Consider the following 20,072-nt stretch of genomic DNA (forward strand, 5'->3'; position numbering starts at 1 on the left):
AACAGATAAAAAAATGACCTTTGCATAAGCAAGAGGTCATTTTTTTATCTGTTTATTTTCCATTAAGTTTATTGGCCACTTTAGTAAAGAAAGTTCGCTGTTTCATAGAAATGTTTGACTGACAAAATGTATAGTAGTCAATATCTTTAATATAAGTAAAGAGTCTAGAAATAGCATATAAGAATGTAATAGAAGATCCGAGTGCAAAACTAATACCGTAACCATTGAATCCAAATGGAAGTAGAAGAAGACTTAATAATAGGTTTGCAAAAAAGAACAGGGCTGATGTTCGAAATGCCCCTTTACGATCTTCAAAATATAAGAGTAGTAACGTGATAACAAGGATCATCCCGTTTGCATAAGCACCAATTATAGTCAGTTGCAAAATAGAGTATTCAAGTGTCACGTTCCCAGATTGTGAACTAAACATCCATATTATAAAAATAATAAGTAAAGAAAAAATACCTTGATTACGAAGTATGCGTTCCATTTCTTGCTTTAGGACAAAGTTCATTGATTCTTTTAATTGTAAAATTGTATTTAATGTCGCCCCATTGTTAACTGAACCGAAGAACTTCTTATACCGTTCATAAAACCTTGTTTCAATGGATACTACGAAGAAAATATAGGTTGGGATAATGCTTAAATATGCCCAGAAAACAGAGGTATCATACATTTGATGATAAATAAACGTGTTTTCAATATTTCCTCGCCCTTCTCCGAACCAAATAACAAAGTTACATACCCAAATGCCAATATTGTAAAGTAAGCTTGACCAAAATAGTTCCGGATATTTATCTAAGTAAGAAAGGAAGGTAAATTGTTCGGTAGCATCACTATTTGGAAACATTCGTACAATAACTATACTTAACCACACTAATGTAATGAAAGTCCCGATTGTAAAAGAAATTAAAAGTAATAGGGAAAATCCATGTTCTATTCCAAGTGTTGGATGCCAGTAAGCGATAAGCGCAATTCCAGATAAGGAGAAAATGGAACCAATTAAAAATGCAAGAGCGATGGACTGATAATCTTTAGCTGCTGTTAAATAAATGGATTGAATCCAAATGATGTTTAAAGCTAAAAATAAAAATAGCATCACGATTTTATAATACAAGGCTAATGGTGTAAAAATTGCAAACAAAAGCCACAAGACAATAGCTAAGAAAAGTGTGATTTTCGTCATTCCTAAAAAGGAAGAAAATACTTTATCAGCTTTTTGCTCGTATAAAAGATCAGCCACATATCTAGTTACGATGAGCTGCAGGGCACCATATATGATTTGAGAAAAAATAAAGCAGTATGAAATTGAAATTGTGAAAAGGCGCTGTTCCTCAATTGAAATAGAATGGAACAAACTTAAAATGTATCGAATAGCTGTTACTGCTAAAATAACGACTAACCACGGACCAGCTGTAACAAATAATGAAAATCCGTACGCCTTTATTCTTGAAGAATAGTAGTCTTCTTGGAATAATTTTTGTAAACGAAATCCTATTCCTGCCATGTTTTTTTACCTCTTTCTAAGTAAAGCTTACGATAACTATCAACGACACCTGATAATTGATAGTGCGCTTCAATACGATTGCGCCCATTATCCCCAAATTGTTGAATGGATTCAGGGTGACGATAATACCACTCTAAATGAATGGCAACTTGTTCAGGAGATACAGGTGGTACAACAAATCCACATTGTCCGTAAGGATCTCCATCTTGTCCGTAAATTAATTCCTTACAAGAGCCGACATCTGTAACAACCCACGGTAATCCTGCTGCCATTCCTTCTAACATAGCTAATGGTTGTCCTTCAGATATACTTGTTAATACGAGAAGATCTGTTTGTTTTAAGTAATCTTTAATATTTACTTTGCCGGTCATTATTACATGCTCTTCTAATCCTAATTGTTGAATTAAATCACGACATTCCTGAGCATATTCTGCTTCTTCCGTATCAGGACCTAGTAGGTAAAATATAAATGGAATATCTTTTTCCAATAATAATTTAGCTGCATAAATCATTGTTTTTACATCTTTAATTGGCACAACTCGTATAATGGCGGAAATGATGAGTTTATCCGAATTGTATTTTGGTTTACGTAACCCTTTATAGTCAGATAAAGTAACGCCATTTGGAACGATTTTTAGTTTATGGGCCGGGGCACCTAATTCTTTTTGATATGCACTATTTCGGCCGAACAACGTAATTACATCATCAGCTTGTTCATATGCTTGATGAGACAAGTGATGAAAGAAAGAAACCCATCTTTTTTTGTATTCAATTGGTATCCAAGTAGATTGTAGTATTTCTTCTTCGCGCTCTCGAGAATAAATACCATGCTCAGTTAGAATAAATGGTATATCGGACTTGGCACTAATTGCAGCACCAAGTAATCCACCATATCCTGTCGATACAGAATGAATAAGATCTAATTCAGGAAAATCAATTTGTAAAATTTGAATGATTGGTGTGAACATAGATCTCCACATCCAAAAGTAATTTAAGAAGGAGCCACTACTTTCTTCATATAAATAGCTTTCTTTAACAATTGCATAAAACTCACGGCTTTCGAAGAAGGAATGGAGTGTTCCTAGTTTTTGTTTGTTTCCTAATATTTGTAATGCTGTTGTATCGTTGGCTTGAAATGTAAACCATTTTTGAAGTGTCTGTACTTCTTGTTCAGTTAAATTAGTTTTTATATGTTTTGCTTCATTTTCTGATTGCAAAGGAATCAGAATGATATCTTTTACGTTGCTTGGAATTTCATATTGATATTCATTTTCTGTTTTTACTTGAGGGACTATCGCAAAAATCGTAAATTCATGTTCTTTAAACTGCTGGATAATCATCTGAACCCAGCTTGCTACCCCTCCACTTACAAAGGGGTAGCTGCCTTCAACGACCAAACCTATTCTCATTTGTTATTCTCCTTTAATTGGAATTGTAGCGCTGGCCTTCGTTAACGTAACGCTATAAATTTGGGAATCAAGCTTTTTAACTGTACCGTAAGAGAATGAGCCAGGTTGTATCTTCTTACCTTCTTCTACACGTATAATTGTTGAAGTATGGTTTGGTAACCCTTGATAGGCAATGTGAACAGCATCATCTTCATAAGAAACATCTAGGTCACCAGTTTGATAAATTTTCATAGAAGCAGTTGCTTCACTTTGGGTCATACTTTTTATATAAGGATATCTTTCTCGTATTTCTTTAATTGTCGTTTTATAAGCTTTAAATAATTCTTCCCATGTTAAGTTACCCGAGCGTTTTTCATCAAGGATATCATCTGGATGGACGAAATGTGAGATAATCCCTAAATTTGCAGTAACATCAGTTAAGATAAATTGCTCTTCATCTGTGATAGCATAGCCACTCGTAATGCGCGGGAAGTGATAAATGTTTTTATTCTGTTCATCTGGTCCGAATTCTTGAATTAAACTGCCGTTACCTTTACCCCCCACATATAGGGAAGCAACTGTTTCTATAGTTGGGACCGCGTCGTTTAACGCACTTAATCCAGTTGTATTTATAATATTGGATGGTGGTACATAGGTTTTTAACTTTTCATTTGGAAAGAAGTTATACACGAGTTTTTGTAGAGCATTTAAGGAGCTCTCCATATCCTCTTTTGAATTCCATGGAACATATTCAAGTGCTTTATCTACTGGGTCTGATGATAATAATAAAGGTTGATGGTTATAGCCATGAATGCCTATTTCTCCGCCATGACTTAATAATTCTCTCCCAAATAATAAATAGGTATTTCTATTTTTACCTGAGAAATCTTCGAAAGGTGGAGTTACTTTGTTTTGGTATGTCCCAATTGCAACACCCGTATATTTAATATCAAGCTCTTCAGAGATATTCTTCATATTTTTCCACCAATGTTTTTTATAAAATTCTTCAACAGAAATTTTTTCTGTTGTTAAGTTTTTTAGTTCTCCACTTGGAATCGGAGATGGGAAGTCATCGATATACATAATCTCGGCTCCAAGTTGTGCTGTAGCGAAAGCCGGGAAAATAGTACCCAGTGATTGAACGAACATACCTCTACCTAATTTATCGTTCAATGCTGTTGTATTCCAATATAAGACTTTTCCTTCACCGTAGTCATTGGTCCAGAGGATGGGAGTATCTTCTGCTGTAATCCAAGTATTAGTTGTATTCTCATCTAGCGTAATATTCATTGAGCTATGAGTAAACAATATAGAAGAACTTGAGAGATCTGGATAACCAGGGAATAAAACCTCTTCAAAGGTCAATCCTTTCGCGTCTTTGAAGCCTTCTTTTTTTGTAATACCGAATAGGGCGTTCCAGGAAGGATCTGAATCAAGTCGGTTTGCGATAATAATCCTTCCGCCCATTTGTACAAAATTTTGAATATCAGCTTGTGGAAGTTGCGCCATTATTTCACCTGTAATAATAATCCCTGTATAGGGAGAAGGAGTAAGTCCCTTAATTTCATTAGCTGTAATATCTTTATAGTGTAGGTGTGCGTAATCCATTGCCTTCTTCGTATTAAATTCGACTTGTTGTCCTAATGTATTATCCGTTTTTAAAACATATAATTGCATTTTATGTCCACTTTGAGTTACATCTTTTGCTTTGAGTGTTTTAACAGTATCTGTTTCTTTAGCTTTAGGAACAGAAAACTTTTGATAAAAATTTTCTGTTCGATATATAAGGATGGATAAAATTAAGAGAAATAAAATGATACTAATAATCCCGATATATAGATTAATTCCCTTTTTCAATGTGTGCGCCTCCAAACTGCTTTACAAATAATTGATATTTACGCGGTAGTATATGAATTCTTTTTGCGGTTGTTAGATTATTGATTAAGTTATAGAGCTTGTCCCATAACTTTTGGTCATAATATATTTCAAGTAATCCAACATAACCGTAATAGGATTCAGGATAGAAATGAATAAGATTTAAAAACTGTTCTTCAGACTTTGCATATTGTTTTGTGTGTAGAAACAGATTTCCAAGGTGGAAAGGGTAAAGAGATTCGTTAGGGAATAGTTCTACACTTTGTGTAATAAAATTCATAAATTCATCGATTATTTTTTCTTTTTGCTGATTAGAAAGAAGACCGCTGTCTATATATCTTAAATAGTTAGAAACTAATTCTTTTGCAATTTCATTTTGTGGATTTTGTAGAAATTGCTTATTTAAGTATTCGATCTGTTTTTCGTACCGTTCATTTAGTAAATTAATAGTAGTTGCTGCGTAATGTACAGTTTCAGGATCTTTATGGTGAATTGCTTCTTTCAATAAGCCTCCTTCATTAGAAATAGAGGAGGAGCTTAACTGTACAATGAGTTGTTTATGTAATTCAGGCTTATCTAGTTCTAATCCAGAAGAAAATGAAATTAAGTCCATATCTTGTCTTGCTGATTCTAAAATATCTTCGTAATTATCAACTTGAAAGGAAACGTACTCAGAGTATTGCTGTAACCAATCGGTTTTGGATCGTCTTATATTAAGTAATAACATGATTACTGATACAATAAGTCCGATAAGTGGGAAAAGAAGAGAGATAATCAAGCAAAATTCAATAATTCCTTTTTTATCTTCAGCAATTACACTTTTCGTAAATCGAAATAAAAGAAAAACCAAAATAGCATAAATAAAATAAAGAAGGAGTAAAATCATTAGACTATCACTCCTTTAGAAGAAAGAGCATGTTGTATACGAGTTTGAACTTGGAGTAAAAACTTTTCTTCAGTGCCAGGTAATAAAATCATAATCTTTTGTTCGGTCGTACTATAACCGAATATATCAATATCACGCAAATGGTCTTTTAAAATAGAATTTATCATTTCTAAAGAATCTTGCGGAGCATTGAACTCAAAATAGGAATATGGATAAGATAATGTTTCGTAACGTTTCTTTTCTATTTTTAGTAAATGTTCAAATTCACCTTCATAATAAATGCTTGTTTTAGGGAATGTGCGATCCTCTTGACTCGATAGCCAAAGATTAGAAGCGTTCTGTAAACGATCACCCATCCAGCGTAAATACCATGTAAAAAGTTCGAATTGCTCAGAAGTTACTTTTGAAAACTCGATTTCGTCTAATATAATGACGTATTGTACATCATCTTGGAATAGGACGGGACCAACTAAAAGTGGAGCATCTTGAAAATCTTCATCCGTACGGAAAAAAGGTCGATTATGCGCTAGAGCATTTTTGATGACTAACGAAGCGTTTTTAACAAAAATGGATTGAGATAATGTATTTTTACCAGTTTCTGATCTTAATTTAATACGAAGCGATTGTTTATTGTTATCGACGTGATAGATACCAATTTTTTTTGCTCCAAAGTACATTTTTAATACATTTATTCCTTCATCGAGTACAATTTCAGGATGTGTATGATTTAAAGCTTTAAACATATGATACATTTTCGACAAATGGTTATTTGATTCAAGTACACGAGAACGTAGTGTAATACGTGTTTCATCCAATTGTTTCACAACATGTTTTAATTCTTTATTTTCAGCCTTCAGCTCATTATTTATCATATGTACATCTTCATAACGTTCTTTTTGTGAAGTACTCATTAATCCGCAACATAAACTAATAACAAGTAAGAAAATCCAACTTATCCAGTAACCTGATGAATAAAAGTACAGTAATACATCATCTTCTATATATATACCGCTTACAAAAATATAAATCATTGCTTCCAGAAAGACGAAAAGGGCAATAGATATACCATACCGGCTGGAAATAATTAATGTAATAAATAAGAGTAAGCAGTATTCATACGTAGGTGTTAGAAAATCAGTTAGTATTGAGAGAAAAAATAGTGCAATAAAGAGAATCGTAGGTTCAATCATTTTTTGGAATGAATTGGATTGCTTATAGTACATAAATAAATTCCTTCTTTCATTTGCAAATTTAATTTTGAGGAATAGTACACTGAAATAAAATACATAATTTAAAAGAATTATTTTAAGATATATAATATATAGAGCCCAAATCATTTTATCAACAGGGATGTAGTAAATTCAAGTGAAATAAATTCTAATTTTTGTTAATAAATTGTATTTATTGGGATTTTTATAAAGATATCGAGTTTGAAAAATGTAAAATGTTATGGAATTACTAAGTTTGTATTAATATTTAAAGGTGTTAAAATGTAAAACGATAGAAAATTACAGTTGTATAGGGGGTAATATTATTATGGAGTGGAAACGTTCCATATGCTTTTTAGCTATATTTTCTTTTATTTTTTCCTCAAGTACATCCGCACAAGCAAATGTTGTGGAACCAGTTTTAAAAAATGTACGAAGTTATAAAATTTATTATGGTGAAGCAAATGAGCAAGTAATTGAGAGACTTTCAAAGTATGACATGGTTATTATAGAGCCATATGCATTTACGAAAGAACAAGTTCAGCAATTGAAAAAGTCAGGAACGGTAGTCCTTGGTTATGTTAGTGTTTTAGAATTAGAAGCGTGGCATAAATCACAAGTAGTTGAATCAGACTATTATTATAGAGACGGTAAGAAAATGAAGATTGAGCAGTGGAATACATATATTATGAACTTAGCTGATGAACATTACCGTGGGATTGTTGTTAATAAAGTAAAACAGCAAATTATTGGCAAAGGCATAGATGGTGTGTTTTTAGATACAGCTGGTGATATTGATGACTATTTTTATGATCAGCCAGCTACACAAGGAAAATTTCGAGAAGCATATGTAAATTTATTAAAAGAAATTAAAAGTGTTGATTCCAACCTGCTTCTTATACAGAATTGGGGATTTGAAACAATCAAAAATACATCCTTGAATTTTATACATGGTGTATTGTGGGAAGACTTCAATAAACAAGTTATTGCGAAAGATGAATGGAGTCAAAATTGGATGCGCTATTTTAAACAACAAAGTAATAAAATTGTAACGTTTACCGTTACTCCAAATAACGTATCTAAAAAATATAGCTCTATAAATGGATTTATTCCTACAATTAATCCGAATGATATTTATGATAAATAGCAATTGTTCCATATGAAAAACTATGAAGTGTTAGGTCAGTAATACAAGGATTTCATAAAGGTGAATGTATTACTGACCAGCTCCTTTTACATAAGAGGAGGGCTTAATAAATGCGAACGAGCTGTTTATGATATACTGTGTTACCTTCTTGGCTTGTATCATGGTTAGAGTAAGTTTATAATCAAGGAATCCTATTTAATGTCCTGATAGGGTTATTTATTATTGAAAGCGTTTTAAATTTGCTCTTTTTTAAGGTAGGAAGTCTGACTTATTTGGATTAAAAATTATGTATGTAGTTTTAAATAGGAAGAAAAATAATAAAGTGAAACTTTATATTGTGGGGAGGTTAAAAGTGTGAAAGGGAAAGATTTTCACACGAATATATATGGGTTACGTAGGATTATTACTTTCAGGTGCAGCTTTATTTTTAAATAGTCTTGTCATATTAGGAAAAGTAGAGATGAAAAGTGCAGGTGTCTTTAATTTATTTGTGGGGGCATTACAAATTATCATTCCGTTCTATTTGATTATGATTTCTGATCAAAGTAATTGGACGGTATATTCATATGCAGCTACTTTTTTGTTTGGTTTAACTTATTTATATGTAGGCGTTACTTTTATTAAAGGAATGGATAGTAGTGGACTAGGCTGGTTCTGTATTTGGGTAGCAATTATTGCTTTATTCTATATGGTTGTTTCATTTGTTCAATTCCACGATGTTGTTAATGCGTTAACATGGTTTATGTGGGCATTACTTTGGTATTTATTCTTTGTATTAAATGCACAAAAAAAGAATATCAATCAATATCTTGGCAGAATTGCCTTTGTACAATCGTGGGTAACATTGACGTTGCCTGCACTCTTTTATTTTATGGGAGTATGGGGAGAGGGATTTGTATATGAACTATGGGTTTATGTATCAGTAATTTCTATTTTCTATTGCTGCTATTGTATTTTTAAATATCGAGTACGTTAAAGTATCGTATATAAGAAAGCATGGAATCTTGATAATGATTCCATGCTTTTTATTTATATTCAAGTTTATAATTAAGGTAGTAATTTACAATATTCGATTTTATAAAACAGGGGATGATGAAGTTGAAAAAGGTATTGGTACTAGGGGGAACAAGGTTTTTTGGTAAACATTTAGTAGAAGTACTGTTGCAAGCTGGACACGATGTAACGATTGCTACGAGGGGAGTTACCGAAGATTCTTTCGGTAGTGCAGTAAAAAGATTGATTGTCGATAGAGAAGATGAAGAGTTACTAAAAGAGAGTCTAGAAGATAAAAGTTATGATATCGTATACGATAATTTATGCTATAGCTCGAATGCAGCGAAGATAGTATGTGAAGTGCTAAAAGGAAAAACGAAGAAATACATTATGACATCTTCAATGGCTGTCTATGAGCCTGCGCTAGGCCTGTTAGAAGAAAACTTCAATCCGTACAAGTATACAATTACGTATGGAGGTAGGAATGATTTCAATTATAGTGAAGGTAAGCGATTAGCTGAGGCAGTTTTATTTCAACATGCAGAATTCCCAGTCGTTGCAGTGCGTTTTCCAGTTGTTATTGGAGAAAATGATTATACGAAAAGATTACAATTTTACGTTGAAAATGTTGTGAAACAAGCGTGTATTGTTGTCGATGATGTAGATGGACAGTTATCGTTCATACATGAAAAAGAAGCAGGAGAGTTTTTAGCATGGTGCGGAATGGAAAATATAGAAGGTCCAATTAATGCTTGTAGTAACGGAGTGATTTCCATGGAAGAAGTTATTCGTTTCATAGAAGACAACAGTGGGACAAAAGCTCTTATTCAAGAAGCGGGAGAGAATATAGCACCTTATAATGAAATGACTAATTGTACGTTACATAATAGAAAGGCTCGCGAATTAGGATTTCCGTTCCGAGAATTAAATACAGAAATAAAAAATGTTTTACAGCATTACATAAATATACTGAAATAATCATAAATCCCCCGGTGGCAATCCGGGGGATTCTGGAGGATTTCGACAATACTAGTTTTACATCACCAAATTTACCTTACATGCATGATGAATACTAATGTATCACATCAATATATGGATCTAGTTCATCATAGTCATATGAAAGGTTGGGCAATTGAAATGAATACGTGAAATTATCTCCTTTCCGCCTCAGAAGTTGGCCTGAGTAAAAATAGTTTACTTAAGTCAAAAATACACTTGTTTTTTTCGGAAGTCAACAATAATCCCGGGAATTTTTTGAAAAATATTACAATAAAAGTAACACTTTTGATTTCGTTTGTGACTCTTATCCTTTTTGCTTATACTGTAAAGTAGTAGTGTCTTGTTGAGATAGAAGGAGATTGTTTATGGGCAAAACGAAACAATTAATAGAGGAAGCAAGTAATTTTATTACCGTTTGCTATAAGGAACTTAATAAAGAGAAATTAATAAAAGAGCGTATGAAAGAAATTTTAATAGAGATAGAAAAGACTGGAACGTATGAGCATACATTTGAAGAGCTTGTTCATGGATCACGAATGGCATGGCGTAATAGTAATAGATGCATTGGGAGATTGTTTTGGAGTAAAATGCACATATTAGATGCGCGAGAAGTAAATGATGAGGAAGGTGTATATAATGCATTAATTCATCATATTAAATATGCGACGAATGATGGGAAAGTTAAACCGACGATTACGATTTTTAAGAAATATCAAGGTGAAGAGAATAATATAAGACTTTATAATCATCAATTAATTCGATATGCAGGATACAAAACGGAAATGGGAGTGATCGGTGACTCACACTCCGCCGCACTTACTGATTTATGTCAAGGTCTTGGTTGGCAAGGAGAAGGTACACATTTTGACGTATTACCGCTTGTGTTTTCTGTTGATGGAAAAGATCCTGTATATAAAGAAATCCCTAAAAAAGAAGTGAAAGAGGTACCAATTGAACATCCAGAGTACCCAATTTCATCACTAGAAGTAAAATGGTATGGGGTACCGATGATTTCAGATATGCGCTTAGAGATTGGTGGTATTTCTTATACAGCAGCCCCGTTTAATGGATGGTATATGGGGACTGAAATTGGTGCTCGTAATTTAGCGGATCATGACCGTTATAATTTGCTTCCAGTAGTTGCAGAGATGATGAATTTAGATACTTCCAGAAATAGTACGTTATGGAAAGACAAAGCGTTAATTGAGTTAAATATAGCTGTTTTACATTCTTTCAAAAAACAAGGGGTTAGCATTGTAGATCACCATACTGCCGCCCAGCAATTTCAGCAGTTTGAGAAGCAAGAAGTTGCTTGTGGACGGGTTGTAACTGGCAACTGGGTATGGTTAATTCCTCCGTTATCACCTGCTACAACTCATATTTATCATAAACCGTATCCGAATGACATTGTTTCACCTAATTTCTTCCATAAGTAGTTTGTAATATAAAGGTATCAATCGTGAAATTTGAATTTTTTTTCATTCCTATTAAATAGCAGTTGGAAGCCTTTACTTCTAGCTCTTTTAGCACGACCTTTTTTGAAACGGTCAGTTCCTTGTGTTATAATCAAATTTCTGTTTCGAAGACCTTATAGAAATATAAGGTCTTTTGTTTTGCGTTTTTATGTAAGAGGAATAAAATATTCTTTTAAAATAAAAAGGATTTAGCATATTTTTAGGGACAACATAAGTGTGTGTGAAATCACTAAAGCATTATACTTATATAATTATTGTGTGTGGAATATAAACAATAAAACATAATGAAGTTGTTTTTTTAGATTGCTGAGGAAGGAGGAAGGTAAATGAGAATGAAGAGTCAAAAAACTGATTGGCCTGTATTTCTTATTAGTGGTGGCTCACTTTTATTATTTGTAATTGCAGTTATTTTAAATAAAAGTTACGTAGAGGGAGTCATTAATAGCAGTTTTACAGCTTCAATTAAATATTTTGGTGCCTTTTGGCAAGTTTTATTAATTGGTACATTTGTTGTTGCAATGTGTATGGCGTTTTCGAAATATGGGAGAGTTAAACTTGGGGGGCTAGAAAAACCTGAGATTAGTACGACAAAATGGCTCGCTATTATTATGTCTACATTACTTGCCGGAGGTGGCGTTTTTTGGGCAGCCGCAGAGCCGATGTACCATTTGATGACGGTGCCACCAATACATGAAGGTATAACTGCTGGAACGAAAGAAGCGGTAATGCCTGCTTTAGCACAAAGTTATATGCACTGGGGTTTCCTGGCTTGGACGATTTTAGGTACAATTAGTGCGGTAGTTATGATGTACGGACATTATCATAAAGGTATGCCGTTAAAACCTCGAACACTTTTATATCCTATTTTTGGAGAGAAATTGCGAAAGAGTTGGCTTGGAACAATGATCGATGTGTTTGCCATTATTGCGGTAGCTGCAGGTACAATTGGTCCAATTGGATTTTTAGGACTACAAGCAAGTTATGGGTTACAAGCATTGTTTGCCATTCCTGATGTGTTTACTACTCAATTAGCCATTATTGTTTGTGTAGTAGCTGTTTCTACTATATCTGCGGTAACAGGAATTGATAAAGGGATTCAAATTATAAGTGATTTAAATGTTAGGTTAGCAGTTTTATTAATGGTATTTGTATTACTATTTGGACCAGGTGGATTTATTATCGATTCATTTGTTTCTTCGTTTGGATTTTATATAAATGAATTTATTCCAATGAGTACATATCGTGGTGATACAGGTTGGTTAGGATCGTGGACAATCTTTTTCTGGGGATGGTTTATTGGATATGGACCGATGATGGCAATTTTAGTGAGCCGAATTTCAAGAGGAAGAACAATCCGAGAAATCATCGTTGCAATTGGAATTATCGCACCTATTATTACAACGTTTTGGTTTACTATACTGGGCGGATCTGGTGTGTTTTATGAGTTAATGAAGCCAGGCTCTATCTCGGTGGCATTAAGTGAATCTGGTATGCCAGCAGCTATGATTGCAATTACGCAACAATTACCACTTTCTAATATTATCGGACCGGCATTTCTTTTATTAACAATTTTATTTGTAGTAACAACAGGAGATTCAATGGCCTATTCCATTTCAATGGCAGTGACTGGAGATGGAGATCCTAGAATTAGCTTGCGAATTTTTTGGTCGCTTATTATGGGAGCAGTTGCAGCAATTCTTTTATATATGGGTGAGGGAAGTATTAATGCACTACAATCCTTTATTGTAGTGACGGCTGTTCCTGTATCAATTTTATTATTCCCAATGCTATGGTTAGCTCCTAAAGTTGCAGGGGAATTAGCATTGAAGCAAGGAATTGTAGAGGAAAAAGATAAAACAGCTTTCTTATTCCAGAAAGCTAGTAAATCAAAGTAAATAATAAACAAACATTGAAAAGAGGAAGCATCTTAAGTGAGATGCTTCCTCTTTTATGCTTAATCCAACACTTTTCCCTTTGTTTCTGGTACACATAATAGCATCGTAATCAATCCGATTGGATAAATGATAAAAATTAGGGACAATGCTCCAAGTAGATTGCCGCCCGTAGCGAGTAATCCGATAATAACCGGTCCAAATCCAGCTAATCCACGCCCTGTGCCGAAAATAAAGTTTTCCGCTGTGGAGCGAGCTTCGGCAGGATAGTTTTCAGCTAAAATTGCCCCGAATCCTCCCATCATTCCATTTGCAAAGAATCCAAGCAATGCACTTCCCCATAACAGTGATGTCGCATCTGTGAATAGGAAGAAGTAAATGAGGCAGTATATAGTACCACCGATATAATATAATGAAAATGTTTTGCGGCGGCCAATTTTATCGGCTAGAATCCCAAAAGTCGCAATCCCAATTAGCATACCAATAGTAGAAATGAACATCCAACCGCTTGCTTTTGCTAATGTATAGTTATATTTATTCGCTAAAATAGTTGGCATCCATGTGAAAATTCCATAATATCCGAAGTTCTGGATAAATGACATGATAATAAGACCAATTGTTGTGATTGTTACTTTTTTACTTGCAAATAACTTTCGAAGTGGGAACTTTTTCATTTGTTTTAGTTGTTCTGCTTCAGTAGTCGTTAAATTACCTTCATCTTCTTTTTTTAACAATTCCTTTTTGTATCGTTGTTTTTGTTCCCATATTTTCGGTTCGCTTAAACTTTTACGGACATAAACAGCTAATAAGGCGGGAATTAATCCAAATAAGAAAACAGCTCTCCATCCAAAATGCGGGACGATAAATGCTGGAAGGAGTGAAGCAACCAAGACACCAAATTGCCAGCCAAGTGCAACAACTGATGTCGCTTTAGCACGCATTTCTTTAGACCATGTTTCTGTTACGATGGCCATTCCAATCCCGAATTCACCACCAACGCCCATTCCAACTAAAAAGCGAAGAATTAATAATTGCCAATAATCTGTTGCGAAATAAATAAGTGCAGTTGCTAGTGAAAATAGTAAGATTGTAAAGGCCATTGTACGAATACGACCGAATAAATCAGCAATAAATCCAAATAAATAGGAGCCAATTAACATCCCAATTGTTGTGGCTAATGTTAAGTTCCCTCCCTCGACAGGGCTAAGATGAAATTCTTTTAGAATGTAGACAAGTACGAAAGATAAGAGCAACATATCTAATCCTTCTGCTGCATATCCTAGCGCAGAACCAAATAATGTTTTATATCTTTTCTCTTTCGTCTCCTCTGTTGATGATTGTACATTAGTAGTAATGTTCATTATTACTCCTCCTTATTTTCTTCTACAGTCGCTATGGAAGAATAACAAAAGGCCTTCTCACCTGATATGATGAGAAGGCCAAAAAAGCATACGTATCCCTAAAAAAGAACATACGTATATTATATTCCGACTTCCTTCTCAACCTCACGGGGTTGGGTTAAAGGACTGTATTATATTACTTTATTTTTAGCACTCTTCTGTTAGATTGTCAAATAAAGGGGAGGTTGTTATGTGTAAAATATTTCAAAAAACATTTCATTCTTCTTGACGCACGCTTCATTATTTTCCCATAATAAAACTAACTAATATAAAAAGGAATGAATCACAGATGCTAAATTTAGTATTAATGATGATTGAACGCGTCGGACTTATTGTTATTTTAGGATTTTTACTTTCTCATATTAAAACGTTCCGGCGTCTTCTTCATAAGCAAGACGGATATGTAGATAAGTTTAAGCTTATTTGTATTTTTTCAGTGTTTACAATTGTAAGCAATTACACAGGGATTGAAATAGCAGGAAATACTATTATGAATGAAAATTGGTTACAAGGTGTTTCATCATCCAGCACAATTGCGAATACACGAATCATGGGTGTTGGAATTAGTGGGTTGCTAGGTGGGCCTATCGTTGGAATTGGAGTAGGTTCTATTGCGGGTATTCATCGTTATATGCTTGGCGGGACGACGGCAGTAAGTTGTGCAATCTCATCAATTTTGGCTGGGATTATAACAGGTTATATTGGATACATCTTCAAAAAATATAACCGTACTATTACACCTAAATTTTCTGCGATTTTAAGTGTTTTTATCGTTACTTTAGAAATGCTTATGATTCTATTAATGATAGAAGATGGACTTAGTGTTGTGAAAACAATTGCGCTACCGATGATTCTTGTAAATAGTTTTGGCAGTTTTATTTTACTTTCGATGATACTAGCTATTTTACGACAAGAAGAAAACGCAAAAGCTTTGCAAACGCATAAAGTATTACGAATTGCTGATAAGACGTTACCATATTTCCGCCAAGGGTTAACAGAAGAGTCTTGTAAACATGTGGCACAAATTATTCACCGCTTTACGGGAACGGATGCGGTATCCTTAACAGATACAGAGAAAATCTTAGCTCACGTTGGATTAGCATCAAATCATCATATTCCTTCACACAGTTTAATAACAGGTTTGTCAAAAGAAGTATTGAAAACAGGGGAAATAATGAAGGCGAAATCACGTGAGATTATTAATTGTCAACATGAAGGGTGTCCATTACAAGCGGCAGTTGTTATTCCATTAACTTCACATGGAAATACGATAGGAACATTAAAGCTTTATTTTAAAAACTCTAATCAATTAAGTCGTGTTGAAGAAGAGTTAGCGGAAGGGCTAGCGAAAATATTCTCCACACAGCTTGAGTTAGGTGAAGCTGAGTTACAAAGTAAGTTATTGCAAGATGCCGAAATAAAAGCGCTGCAAGCACAAATCAATCCGCATTTTTTATTTAATGCAATTAATACAGTATCCGCTTTATGCCGAACAGATGTAGAGAAAGCGAGAAAATTATTATTGCAGCTTAGCGTGTATTTTCGTTGTAATTTGCAAGGGGCACGACAATTACTTATTCCATTAGAACAAGAGTTGAATCATGTACATGCATATTTATCGTTAGAGCAAGCGAGATTTCCGAATAAGTATGAAGTGAAGATGTACATTGAAGAGGCACTAAAGGTGACTTTAGTTCCACCATTTGTGCTTCAGCTATTAGTTGAAAATGCATTGCGCCATGCTTTTCCGAAAAAGCAGCCAGTGTGCCAAGTCGAGGTACATGTGTTTGAAAAAGAAGGGATGGTTCACTTTGAAGTAAAGGATAATGGACAAGGGATTGAGAGTGAACGTCTAGAGCAATTAGGAAAAATGGTAGTTCCATCAAAGAAAGGGACGGGAACAGCTTTATATAATATTAATGAACGACTTATCGGGTTATTTGGGAAAGAGACAATGCTTCAAATTGAAAGTGAGTTAGAGCAAGGGACAAAGATCCTCTTTGTAATTCCGAAAAAAGTAGAGGAGGAAAAACGGAGTGTTAAAAGTATTAGTAGTTGATGATGAAATGTTAGCACGGGATGAATTGAAATATTTATTAGAGCAGACAAAAGAAATAGAGATAATTGGTGAGGCGGATTGTGTAGAGGATGCATTAGAAGAATTAATGAAAAACAAACCAGATATTATTTTTCTAGATATTCAATTATCTGATGATAACGGATTTGAAATCGCAAATATATTAAAGAAAATGAAAAATCCACCTTCAATTGTGTTTGCTACTGCATATGATCAATATGCGCTGCAAGCATTTGAAGTAGATGCATTAGATTACATTTTAAAGCCATTTGATGAAGAACGTATCTTACAGACATTAAAGAAATATAAAAAACAAAAGCAAATAAAATTAGAAACAAAGCAAGATGTAAAGGGTGTAGATGTAACGACCGAGATGCATAAATTAGCATTACCAATTGAGGAATCAATTGTACTTGTTAACATTGAGGATATTATTTACGTAGGGCTTTTAGATGGGAAAGTAACTGTAAAAACAATGAAAGAAACATATGTAACACATGATACGCTTGTCATTTTGGAAAAGAAATTACCACAAACAATTTTTATGCGTGTTCATCGTAGTTTCGTTGCTAATATTAATCATATTTCTGAGATACAGCCGTGGTTTAATTCGACTTATAACTTAATTATGAAAGAGGGATCCAAAGTCCCGGTTAGCCGTACATATGCAAAAGAACTTAAAAAGCTGCTTCGTATTTAAGAAGCAGCTTTTTAAGTATCGATGTGGCAGTAGTTGGTGTCGTAACGGTGGTGGTTATTCCAATGTTCATGCCGTTTATTGGATGATAAAACTTACTTAAAAAAATATAAAAGCAAGCTATTTGTAGGACGGATTTCTACTGATAGCTTGCTTTTTATGTTACAGTAATGGTAAGACCTATTCTTAGGGGAATAAAAGTTTCCTTAAATCTTCATTAATACTTTGCATAATGCGTTTTGAAATAGGTCATTGTATTGTAAAATAAGAAGTAACATAATATATTAGCACAATTAACGGGCGGTTAGGGTTGAAGATAAATTGCTCGCAATGGCTTTAATATTCAAGGATAATTATAAGTAGAGAATAGAGAGAGAGCTACTTGTTAACGTTTTACTTTATAGGACAGGAGAGAGTACTCGTCGATTATGCAAATAAAAAACCTGTTTCAAAGCAAAGGATTTCAGAGGTTAATCGTATTAGTATTACTTGCTCTCATATTGTATGGGATGCAAAGTATGTTAAATTTAATTTTAATTACGTTTATGTTGACGTATTTAATGGATCGATTCCAAAAGTTTATTTCTCGTAAATTAGATCATTTTATGCCAATTAATCGGAAAATTATTATAGCGCTTTTATATGTAATGTTAGTGGCGGGAATTGCCATTACGCTATTTAAATATTTACCGGTATTAACAATACAAATTTCACAATTGATTTATCAATTCAATGTATTTTTAAGAAATCCACCTGATAGTGAATTAATTAAGTATGCAGTTAATGCTGTGAATCATATGGAGCTTTCTAAATATGTAGGGCAAGGCGTAGACATTTTGTATAAATCCATTACGAATGTTGGGAAATTTGGCCTTCAAGTTTTACTTTCTGTAATTTTGAGCTTATTTTTCTTACTTGAAAAAGCACGTATCGTTGCTTTTACTTCGAAATTTAAAGAAAGTCGACTTGCAATTTTCTATAACGAAATAGAGTATTTCGGAAAGAAATTTGCACGTTCATTCGGGAAAGTAATCGAAGCACAATTTTTAATTGCAATTGTTAACTGTGTTTTATCTGTTATCGCATTATGGATATTAGGATTCCCGCAATTACTAGGTTTAGCGTTAATGATTTTCTTGCTTGGTTTAATTCCAGTGGCGGGTGTTATTATCTCGTTATTCCCACTCTGTATGATTGCTTACAATATCGGCGGTATTATGTATGTCGTTTATATTGTAGTTATCGTAACAGTAATTCATGCGCTTGAAAGTTATGTATTAAATCCGAAGTTTATGTCACAAAAAACAAATTTACCAATCTTCTACACATTTATGGTGTTAATTTTTTCTGAGCATTTCTTAGGTGTATGGGGGCTTATTATCGGTATCCCAATCTTCATATTCCTATTAGATGTTTTAGATGTGACAAGTGATGAAACTGAGAAGGATTTTTCAAAAAAATAAAGTAAGAAAAAGCATCGATATTCGATGCTTTTTCTTTTATAAAGTATGGTATTCTATGCCATACTGTAAGAAGAATATACAATTGGGGTGAAATAATGGCTATAAATGAAAAGAAGGAATTAGCTACATTTGCTGGTGGGTGTTTCTGGTGCATGGTTTCGCCGTTTGAAGAGATGGAAGGGATTATACAGGTTGTTTCAGGCTATACAGGTGGCCATAAAGAGAATCCAACTTATAAAGAAGTGTGCTCGGAAACAACTGGGCATTATGAAGCAGTACAAATTACATTTGATGCAAATAAAATGCCGTATGAAGAGTTGTTAAATATATATTGGAAACAAATTGACCCGACTGATATGGAGGGACAATTCCACGATCGTGGACAGTCTTATGAAACAGTGATTTTTTATCATAATGAAGAACAACATAAAAAGGCAGAGATTTCAAAAGAAGAGCTTGAGAAGAGTGGACGTTTTTCGAAGCCGGTTGCTACAAAAATATTGCCAGCTACTACGTTTTATCTGGCTGAAGAATATCATCAAGGCTATCATAAGAAAAACACGTTCCGCTATGAGTTATACCGTAAAGGATCAGGGCGAGATGCTTTTATTAAACAACATTGGCCAAAGAATAATGCTCATTTAAAAGAAAGATTAAACGAGATGCAGTTTTATGTAACACAGGAAAATGGAACTGAACCGCCCTTTCAAAATGAATATTGGAATCATAAAGAAGAAGGGCTTTATGTAGATATTATTTCGGGGGATCCATTATTTACTTCTTTCGATAAGTTCGATAGCGGCTGTGGATGGCCGAGTTTTACGAAACCAGTTATGTCAGCTAGTGTGAAAGAAAAAATGGATGTTAGCCATAATATGACGCGTACGGAAGTGAGAAGTAAGGAAGGAGATTCACATCTAGGGCATGTATTTCCAGACGGCCCAGGACCAAACGGCCTTCGTTATTGTATTAATTCAGCAGCGCTACGCTTTATTCAAAAAGAAGATTTAGAAAAAGAAGGATATGGTGATTTTCTAATCTTGTTTAGAAATAAAAAATAACCTC

General features: G+C 33.9%; 15 protein-coding genes and 1 pseudogene. 10 read left to right on the forward strand and 6 right to left on the reverse strand.

The window, feature by feature from the left end; translation table 11 throughout:
- Window positions 1-52 precede the first annotated feature (52 nt).
- The 5 genes from pelG to ACE38F_RS01880 are packed head-to-tail and all read right to left on the reverse strand — an operon-like array spanning window position 53 to window position 6,879.
- Entirely contained in the window at window positions 53-1,507 is a 1,455-nt protein-coding gene (pelG, locus tag ACE38F_RS01860) for an exopolysaccharide Pel transporter PelG (protein WP_341308231.1), read from the reverse strand.
- Entirely contained in the window at window positions 1,495-2,916 is a 1,422-nt protein-coding gene (gene pelF / locus ACE38F_RS01865) for a GT4 family glycosyltransferase PelF (RefSeq protein WP_215554900.1), read from the reverse strand. Before pelF ends, pelG begins: the two co-directional genes overlap by 13 nt.
- A 3-nt stretch (window positions 2,917-2,919) precedes the next feature.
- Window positions 2,920-4,752: a DUF2194 domain-containing protein gene (locus tag ACE38F_RS01870; RefSeq protein WP_375371054.1), complete on the reverse strand. Its 1,833-nt coding sequence runs from the start codon at window positions 4,750-4,752 to the stop codon at window positions 2,920-2,922.
- Window positions 4,736-5,656 (reverse strand): tetratricopeptide repeat protein, encoded by a 921-nt coding sequence (locus ACE38F_RS01875; protein ID WP_215554898.1) that lies wholly within the window; start codon window positions 5,654-5,656, stop codon window positions 4,736-4,738. The genes ACE38F_RS01870 and ACE38F_RS01875 overlap by 17 nt, the downstream gene beginning before the upstream one ends.
- A complete protein-coding gene (locus ACE38F_RS01880) occupies window positions 5,656-6,879 on the reverse strand; it encodes a GAF domain-containing protein (RefSeq protein WP_341308227.1) in 1,224 nt (407 codons plus the stop codon). The genes ACE38F_RS01875 and ACE38F_RS01880 overlap by 1 nt, the downstream gene beginning before the upstream one ends.
- Window positions 6,880-7,192: 313 nt before the next feature.
- Here ACE38F_RS01880 and ACE38F_RS01885 point away from each other — a divergent pair, with 313 nt between their 5' ends.
- The 5 genes from ACE38F_RS01885 (at window position 7,193) to ACE38F_RS01905 (ending at window position 13,373) form a co-directional block, all read left to right on the forward strand.
- The gene (locus tag ACE38F_RS01885) at window positions 7,193-8,011 is read left to right on the forward strand and encodes an endo alpha-1,4 polygalactosaminidase (protein WP_375371055.1); all 819 of its coding nucleotides are present in this window, start codon (window positions 7,193-7,195) and stop codon (window positions 8,009-8,011) included.
- A gap of 385 nt (window positions 8,012-8,396) precedes the next feature.
- Window positions 8,397-8,987, forward strand: coding sequence for an AmiS/UreI family transporter (locus ACE38F_RS01890; protein WP_341308225.1), 591 nt, complete (start codon window positions 8,397-8,399; stop codon window positions 8,985-8,987).
- A 116-nt stretch (window positions 8,988-9,103) separates the two neighbouring features.
- A complete protein-coding gene (locus ACE38F_RS01895) occupies window positions 9,104-9,982 on the forward strand; it encodes an NAD-dependent epimerase/dehydratase family protein (RefSeq protein WP_375371056.1) in 879 nt (292 codons plus the stop codon).
- Between the two features lie 386 nt (window positions 9,983-10,368).
- Complete coding sequence (locus ACE38F_RS01900) at window positions 10,369-11,439, forward strand: nitric oxide synthase oxygenase (RefSeq protein WP_375371057.1); 1,071 nt, start codon at window positions 10,369-10,371, stop codon at window positions 11,437-11,439.
- A gap of 365 nt (window positions 11,440-11,804) precedes the next feature.
- Complete coding sequence (locus tag ACE38F_RS01905; protein WP_375371058.1) at window positions 11,805-13,373, forward strand: BCCT family transporter; 1,569 nt, start codon at window positions 11,805-11,807, stop codon at window positions 13,371-13,373.
- A 59-nt stretch (window positions 13,374-13,432) separates the two neighbouring features.
- On the opposite strand, the gene ACE38F_RS01910 is transcribed toward ACE38F_RS01905, so the two are convergent.
- The gene (locus tag ACE38F_RS01910) at window positions 13,433-14,731 is read right to left on the reverse strand and encodes an MFS transporter (RefSeq protein ID WP_375371059.1); all 1,299 of its coding nucleotides are present in this window, start codon (window positions 14,729-14,731) and stop codon (window positions 13,433-13,435) included.
- Window positions 14,732-15,059: 328 nt separating this feature from the next.
- Between ACE38F_RS01910 and lytS the strand changes: the two genes are divergently transcribed.
- The 5 genes and pseudogenes from lytS to msrB all read left to right on the forward strand — a co-directional run bounded on the left by lytS (window position 15,060) and on the right by msrB (window position 20,068).
- Window positions 15,060-16,829, forward strand: a complete 1,770-nt coding sequence (lytS, locus tag ACE38F_RS01915; RefSeq protein WP_215554891.1) for a two-component system sensor histidine kinase LytS — start codon at window positions 15,060-15,062, stop codon at window positions 16,827-16,829.
- Complete coding sequence (locus tag ACE38F_RS01920; RefSeq protein ID WP_375371060.1) at window positions 16,807-17,547, forward strand: LytR/AlgR family response regulator transcription factor; 741 nt, start codon at window positions 16,807-16,809, stop codon at window positions 17,545-17,547. The genes lytS and ACE38F_RS01920 overlap by 23 nt, the downstream gene beginning before the upstream one ends.
- A 425-nt stretch (window positions 17,548-17,972) precedes the next feature.
- Window positions 17,973-19,007: an AI-2E family transporter gene (locus ACE38F_RS01925; protein WP_002198704.1), complete on the forward strand. Its 1,035-nt coding sequence runs from the start codon at window positions 17,973-17,975 to the stop codon at window positions 19,005-19,007.
- Between the two features lie 95 nt (window positions 19,008-19,102).
- A pseudogene (gene msrA, locus ACE38F_RS01930) lies at window positions 19,103-19,570 on the forward strand (peptide-methionine (S)-S-oxide reductase MsrA); the annotation flags it as partial.
- Window positions 19,571-19,615: 45 nt separating this feature from the next.
- Window positions 19,616-20,068, forward strand: a complete 453-nt coding sequence (msrB, locus tag ACE38F_RS01935; RefSeq protein ID WP_375371093.1) for a peptide-methionine (R)-S-oxide reductase MsrB — start codon at window positions 19,616-19,618, stop codon at window positions 20,066-20,068.
- Window positions 20,069-20,072: the final 4 nt, after the last annotated feature.

The organism is Bacillus altaicus, from assembly GCF_042136375.2.
Classification (GTDB): domain Bacteria; phylum Bacillota; class Bacilli; order Bacillales; family Bacillaceae_G; genus Bacillus_A; species Bacillus_A cereus_U.

What these genes read in the sequence shown, in the direction of transcription:
- ACE38F_RS01925 (WP_002198704.1), top strand. Translation starts at nt 17,973, where the DNA reads ATGCAAATAAAAAACCTGTTTCAAAGCAAAGGATTTCAGAGGTTAATC.
- ACE38F_RS01885 (WP_375371055.1), top strand. Translation starts at nt 7,193, where the DNA reads ATGGAGTGGAAACGTTCCATATGCTTTTTAGCTATATTTTCTTTTATT.
- pelF (WP_215554900.1), bottom strand. Translation starts at nt 2,916, where the DNA reads ATGAGAATAGGTTTGGTCGTTGAAGGCAGCTACCCCTTTGTAAGTGGA.
- pelG (WP_341308231.1), bottom strand. Translation starts at nt 1,507, where the DNA reads ATGGCAGGAATAGGATTTCGTTTACAAAAATTATTCCAAGAAGACTAC.
- ACE38F_RS01895 (WP_375371056.1), top strand. Translation starts at nt 9,104, where the DNA reads ATGAAGTTGAAAAAGGTATTGGTACTAGGGGGAACAAGGTTTTTTGGT.
- lytS (WP_215554891.1), top strand. Translation starts at nt 15,060, where the DNA reads ATGCTAAATTTAGTATTAATGATGATTGAACGCGTCGGACTTATTGTT.
- ACE38F_RS01905 (WP_375371058.1), top strand. Translation starts at nt 11,805, where the DNA reads ATGAGAATGAAGAGTCAAAAAACTGATTGGCCTGTATTTCTTATTAGT.
- ACE38F_RS01875 (WP_215554898.1), bottom strand. Translation starts at nt 5,656, where the DNA reads ATGATTTTACTCCTTCTTTATTTTATTTATGCTATTTTGGTTTTTCTT.
- ACE38F_RS01900 (WP_375371057.1), top strand. Translation starts at nt 10,369, where the DNA reads ATGGGCAAAACGAAACAATTAATAGAGGAAGCAAGTAATTTTATTACC.
- ACE38F_RS01880 (WP_341308227.1), bottom strand. Translation starts at nt 6,879, where the DNA reads ATGTACTATAAGCAATCCAATTCATTCCAAAAAATGATTGAACCTACG.
- ACE38F_RS01910 (WP_375371059.1), bottom strand. Translation starts at nt 14,731, where the DNA reads ATGAACATTACTACTAATGTACAATCATCAACAGAGGAGACGAAAGAG.
- ACE38F_RS01890 (WP_341308225.1), top strand. Translation starts at nt 8,397, where the DNA reads ATGGGTTACGTAGGATTATTACTTTCAGGTGCAGCTTTATTTTTAAAT.